1 protein-coding gene is annotated in these 1,312 nt (G+C 63.6%); it reads right to left on the bottom strand.

Features of this window, described 5'->3' with window-relative positions; all coding sequences use genetic code 11:
- Positions 1-6: 6 nt before the first annotated feature.
- Positions 7-1,227: an ISL3 family transposase gene (locus tag N5J73_RS24155; protein WP_023112352.1), complete on the bottom strand. Its 1,221-nt coding sequence runs from the start codon at positions 1,225-1,227 to the stop codon at positions 7-9.
- Positions 1,228-1,312: the final 85 nt, after the last annotated feature.

The following is a 1,312-nucleotide window of genomic DNA, read 5'->3' as shown; positions in this document are numbered from 1 at the left end:
GGTTCTTCACCCAACTCCGGGGAATGCCGCCCGGATCTTGAGGAAGAAGTAGGCGTCATCGCGGTAGCCGTAGGCGATGCGCTTGATGACTTTGATGCGGTTGTTGATGCCTTCGAGCAGACCGGTGTGCATGGGCCAGCGCACCCGGCTGAGGATGCCGCGCCAGTACGGCCGCAGGCACTTGGCGAAGTGCATCAGGGCCGGGATCGCACTCTCCCGGGCATGGCGCAGCCATTGTTTCCAGGCACGGTGCCAAGCCCAGGCGCTGGGTGCGTTCCACAATGCCTTGAGTTGCTCCTTCATCACGTAGACCGTCATCAGCGACTGATTGGCTTCCAGCACCTCGCTCAGTCGGATCTGTTCGGACTCGGCCAGGTTTGCCGGGTTGCGCAGCAGCAGCCAGTGCGAGCGTTTGACCACCTTGCGAGCCGGCTTGTCGTGGCGCAGTTGGTTGGCCGCATCCACCCGCACCCGGCCGATCACCTCGCGGCCGTATTTGGAGATCACATGGAACAGGTCGTACACCACCTGTGCGTTCGGGCAGTGCTGACGCACTTCCAAGTCATAGGCGGTGTTCATGTCCATGGCCACCGCCTGGATGTCGGCACAGCGTTGGGGACCAAGCAACTCGAAGAACGGCCTCACCTCAGCCCGTGAGCGGCCTCGGCCAACCCACAGCACCCGCTTGCGCTCCACATCCACCACGACGGTGGCGTATCGGTGGCCCTTCTGGATCGCAAACTCGTCCATCGCGATCCGCCGCACCCCGTCCAGATCCACCGGCCCCAGCCTGCGCTCCAATGTCTGCAAGTCGATCGCCTTGGTCGTCTTCCAGTCCAGTCCGTGCCAACGAGCAGCATGCAGTACCGAGGTCACCGCGCACAGCCGTGCCACGCTCTCGGCCAGCCGCCGCGTCACCCGGCAATGCCGGTCAAGCCAGTCCAATCGCTCCACGCGGGGGCCGCAGGATAGGCAAGCCAAGCGCAGACGCGGCACGTGCAGCTCCACCTGATCATCGAATATCGGCAGCTCGCGGATGCGCCGCATCATGCGGTCATGAATCGCTGTCACCGCCTGACCACAGCCCATGCAATGCCGCTGCGCACCAGGTGCAGGCTCCAACTCGATCACCAGCCAACGCTGTTGTCCACGAGACTCATGGCGCCACTTGCGCACTCGATACCCCTCCCAGCTGCCCAGCCGGGACATACAATCCTGCTCGGCCACGGTCGACCCTCAGTCTGTTGCCTAGAGAACAGCAAGTCTGACCGGTCGGCCGTGTGCCTTCCTCCCCTCAGTTGGGAGAAGAACC

It is taken from the genome of Stenotrophomonas sp. GD03654, assembly GCF_029845105.1.
Taxonomy (GTDB): domain Bacteria; phylum Pseudomonadota; class Gammaproteobacteria; order Xanthomonadales; family Xanthomonadaceae; genus Stenotrophomonas; species Stenotrophomonas africana.
Note: the sequence above shows the minus strand (reverse complement) of the source record. Positions and strands in the feature narration are given on the sequence as shown.